General features: G+C 71.4%; 4 protein-coding genes. 3 read left to right on the top strand and 1 reads right to left on the bottom strand.

Translation table 11 applies throughout. The features are described 5' to 3' along the window. The first annotated feature begins 282 nt into the window (after positions 1-282). The 3 genes from mshA (at position 283) to FPZ41_RS45110 (ending at position 4,077) form a co-directional block, all read left to right on the top strand. The gene (mshA, locus tag FPZ41_RS45120) at positions 283-1,623 is read left to right on the top strand and encodes a D-inositol-3-phosphate glycosyltransferase (RefSeq protein WP_322621544.1); all 1,341 of its coding nucleotides are present in this window, start codon (positions 283-285) and stop codon (positions 1,621-1,623) included. A gap of 53 nt (positions 1,624-1,676) precedes the next feature. Then, the gene (locus FPZ41_RS45115; RefSeq protein WP_152870561.1) at positions 1,677-2,168 is read left to right on the top strand and encodes a type III secretion system chaperone family protein; all 492 of its coding nucleotides are present in this window, start codon (positions 1,677-1,679) and stop codon (positions 2,166-2,168) included. Positions 2,169-2,352: 184 nt separating this feature from the next. Further along, a complete protein-coding gene (locus FPZ41_RS45110; protein ID WP_228023443.1) occupies positions 2,353-4,077 on the top strand; it encodes a glycoside hydrolase family 55 protein in 1,725 nt (574 codons plus the stop codon). Here the strand turns inward: FPZ41_RS45110 and FPZ41_RS45105 are convergent. Next, the coding region (locus FPZ41_RS45105) for a helix-turn-helix transcriptional regulator (protein ID WP_152870559.1) at positions 4,070-4,427 on the bottom strand (358 nt) is incomplete at its 5' end. The genes FPZ41_RS45110 and FPZ41_RS45105 overlap by 8 nt on opposite strands.

Genomic DNA, 4,427 nt, shown 5'->3' with positions numbered 1-4,427 from the left:
CCGTGCACCCCGTGCACCCCGTGCACCCCGTGCACCCCGTGCACCCCGTGCACCCCGTGCACCCCGTGCACCCCGTGCAGCCCGTGCAGGGCGTGCAGGGCGTGCAGCGCCCGAACGGTTGAGCGAACCCCGGTAATAATTCGGCAAAGTGGAAATGCCTCGGCCGGCTCCGGTGTTTTCCCACCCCAGAGGGTGCCCGTGCCCTCTGCACGGCAGTCCACAACAGACGGCAGTCCGCATACGACGCCCCCATACGGCGCCCGCATCAAGGAGGAACGCCTCGTGAGCCAGTTCGCAGGCAGGCTCGGGCGTCGCTCCCCGGCGGCACCCCCGCGGCTGAGGCTGCCCCACCGCAAGCCTCGTCGCGTCGCGATGCTCTCCGTGCACACCTCGCCGCTGCACCAGCCCGGCACCGGTGACGCCGGCGGCATGAACGTGTACATCGTGGAGCTCGCGCAGCGCCTCGCCGAGATCAACATAGAGATCGAGATATTCACGCGGGCGACGACGGGCGCGCTCCCGCCGGTCGTGGAGCTAGCCCCGGGCGTGCTCGTACGGCACATCGACGCCGGGCCGTACGAGGGACTGGCCAAGGAGGAGCTGCCGGCCCAGCTGTGTGCGTTCACGCACGGTGTCATGCAGGCCTGGGCCGGTCACCGCCCCGGCCACTACGACCTCGTGCACTCGCACTACTGGCTCTCCGGTCATGTCGGCTGGCTCGCCGCCGAGCGCTGGGGGGCGCCCCTCGTGCACGCCATGCACACCATGGCCAAGGTCAAGAACGCGGCGCTCGCCGAGGGCGACACCCCCGAGCCGGCCGCCCGCGTCATCGGCGAGACCCAGATCGTGCGCGCCGCCGACCGGCTCATCGCCAACACCGCCGAGGAGGCCGACGAGCTGGTACGGCACTACGAGGCCGAGCCCGCCAAGGTCGCCGTCGTCCACCCCGGCGTCAACCTCGAACGCTTCAAGCCCGGCGACGGCCGCGCCGCCGCCCGCGCCCGCCTCGGGCTCCCGCAGGACGCGTTCATCCCGCTCTTCGCGGGCCGTATCCAGCCCCTCAAGGCCCCGGACGTGCTGCTGCGCGCGATCGCCGTGCTCCTGGAGGAGCGGCCCGAGCTGCGGTCGAAGACCGTCGTCCCCGTGGTGGGCGGTCCGAGCGGCAGTGGGCTCGCCAAGCCCGAAGGGCTGCAGAAGCTGGCCGCGCGGCTCGGTGTCGCCGACGTCGTACGGTTCCGGCCGCCCGTCGGGCAGGCGCAGCTCGCGGAGTGGTTCCGGGCCGCGTCCGTGCTGGTCATGCCGTCGTACAGCGAGTCCTTCGGGCTCGTCGCCATAGAGGCGCAGGCGGCCGGTACGCCGGTGCTCGCGGCCGCGGTGGGCGGGCTCCCGGTCGCGGTGCGCGACGGGCACACCGGGTTCCTCGTCCAGGGGCACGATCCCGTCGACTACGCGCGCGTGCTGGGCGAGTTCGCCGACCGTCCCGAGCTGCCCGACCGTATGGGCGCGGCCGCCGCCCGGCACGCCACGTCGTTCGGCTGGGGCACGGCGGCCTCCGCCACGGCGGACGTCTACACGGCGGCGATGCACAGCTATCGCCGTGGGCAGCGCGAGCATCACGGCTGAGGCGTTCACCGCGGCCGACTCCGCTGATCCGGTACGTCCCGTAGGCTCGCCCCATGGCTGACGCAGCGTCGATCATCGAGCAGGTCCTCACCGAGGCCGAGCTGGAGTGGGAGAGCACCGAGTCCGGCTCCTACGTCGTGAAGCTGCCCGGCACCCGCAAGCTGTCGACGACCGTCTCGCTGATCGTCGGCAGGCACTCGCTCTCGCTGAACGCCTTCGTGATCCGGCACCCGGACGAGAACGAGGAGCGCGTCCACCGCTGGCTCCTGGAACGCAACCTCAAGCTGTACGGCGTCAGTTACGCGATCGACCCGCTGGGGGACGTGTACGTGGTCGGCAAGCTGCCGCTCGCCGCGGTGACCCCCGACGGGGTCGACCGGCTGCTCGGTTCGGTGCTGGAGGCCGCCGACGGTTCCTTCAACACGCTCCTGGAGCTCGGCTTCGCCTCCGCGATCCGCAGGGAGTACGCCTGGCGGGTGTCCCGCGGTGAGTCGACCCGCAACCTGGAAGCGTTCACGCATCTGACCCAGCGGGCCGACGACTGAGGCCGACCGGGGCACGTTCCGCCACTGGTCCTTGTCCGTGAGTCCCGTGAGTCCTGTGAGTCCCTTGAGTAGCGCTCGCTGCACTGTGTAGTTGGTGCATGCCCCTTCACGCCCCCGTAGGCGCATGTCATGCTCGCATTCAATGCGCATCTGAACGTCATTCACATTCATGAAGGCGGGCGGTATGAGCAACACGTTCGAGGGCATGACCAGAAGAGGCTTCCTCGGGAGCGTCGGCGGCACGGCGGCGGCCGGAGTGACGGGCATGGCAGGCACCCCAACCGCCCCAACCGCAACCGCCCCAATCGCACCACCCGCACCACCCGCACCACTCCGGGGTGAAGTCCCCGCCCTCTGGCGAGAGTTCGACCGCGCCCCCTTCACCCACCCGCAGATCCCGTACGTCGGCCGCGCCGGCTGCCACGGCGGGGCGGCGCGCCTCCCCCGCCACCCCGTGGTGGCCGACGTGACGGACCACGGCGCCGTGGCGGACGGCACCACGGACTGCGCCCCCGCCATCAACCGCGCCCTCGCCGCAGCCGGACGCGCGGGCGGCGGCACGGTGCTCGTCCCGCCCGGCACGTACCGCATCGACGGCCTGATCCGCGTCGGCCACGACAACGTCGTCCTGCGCGGCGCCGGCAGCACCCGTACAAAGCTGTACGCCACCAGGAACCTCACCGAACTCATCGGCGTGTACGGCTCCCGCTACGGCGGCGACAAGTCGTCGTGGTCCTGGGCGGGCGGCCTCATCTGGCTGGCTCCCGAAGCCCGTTGGAACTCACTGGTCACCGCCATCCAGCAGGGCGTCTGGCCCTTCGAGGGCTGGACCGGCAACGAGCGGGACGAGTGGCGGACCCTGACCACGGTCCACCCGGCACCCCGAGGCTCCTGGACGATCACGGTCGCCGACCCCACCCGCCTGCGCCCCGGCCGGCTCGTGCTCCTCCGCCTCGCCGACGACCCCGACCACACCCTCCTGAAGCACATGGCGGGCGGCGGCCCGGGCACCGAGGCGTACCCCTGGGACCACCACACCAAGCTCGCGTCGTACGTCCCTTACGAGTGGCCCGTCCGCATCGCACGCGTACGCGGCAGGAAGGTCACCCTGGAGCGCCCGCTGCCGCTGGACCTGCGCCCGGAGTGGGACCCGCGACTGACCACCCACGTCAGGGAGTTGACCGGCGCGGGCGTCGAAGGGCTCACCCTGGAGGCGGCCGAGACCCCGCAGTCCCCGCACCTCCTCGACCTCGGTCACAACGGGGTCGTGCTCCAGTGTGCGTACGACTGCTGGGTGGACGACGTCGTCGTACGCCACGTGGACAACGGCTTCGGCCTGGTCGCCGCCTCCGCGTGCACCCTGCGCCGTACGACGGTGGCGGGCCGCGGCTCCCACCACCCGTACTTCTGCCGTGAGGGCTCGCACGACAACCTCGTCGAGGACTTCACGATCGAACAGCGCACGACCCCGGCGCCCGCGGGCACCCAACTGCACGGCATCAACGTCGAGGGCCTGTCCTCCTACAACGTCTGGTCACGCGGCGACATGCGGATGGGAACCTTCGACTCCCACAAGGGCCTGCCCTTCGCCAACGTCCGCACCGACATCACCGTGAACAACAACGGCCGCCACGGCGGCGACGCCATCTCCGGCCCGCTCTTCGGCGCCCGCTTCACCCACTGGAACATCCGGGTGACCAACGAGCGCGCCGGACTGATCAAGATCGACGGTCTCGCCCCGTACAGCGCGACGGTGGCCGTGAACACGGTGCGGGAGTTCGACCAGATCGACGGCCCCGACTTCACGGGGGATCTGCACACGCGCCTGGAGCTGTACGGCGCGACGGACGCCGACGCCGTACGGCCGCGCAACCTGTACGAGGCGCAGCGGGCGCTGCGGGTCAGGTGAGGGCGCGGAGGGATTCCCGGTAACGACCGGGAGGCACCCCGACCAACCGCTTGAAGTGTCGTGTGAGATGGGCCTGGTCGTAGAAGCCGCTGAGGGCGGCCACCTCGCTCGGCGGTTGCCCGGCGAGCAGCAGCCGGCGGGCGTGCTCGACCCGTCGTGACGTGAGGTACTGGTGGGGCGCGATCCCGAAGGCGGTGCTGAACGCCCGTACGAGATGGGCGGGATGGGCGTGGACCAGCGCCGCGGCTTCGCCGAGGGTCACGCCCTGTGCGGTCCGCTCGTCGAGCAGTTCACGGAGGCGGCGGGCGAGGGAGCGGTCGGAGTGGTGGCCGAGGTGGGGATCGTGGGGG

Origin of the sequence: Streptomyces acidicola (assembly GCF_009377235.1) — a bacterium.
Classification (GTDB): Bacteria; Actinomycetota; Actinomycetes; order Streptomycetales; family Streptomycetaceae; genus Streptomyces; species Streptomyces acidicola.
The sequence above is the reverse complement of the archived record's forward strand: the minus strand, read 5'-3'. Positions and strand labels throughout refer to the sequence as shown.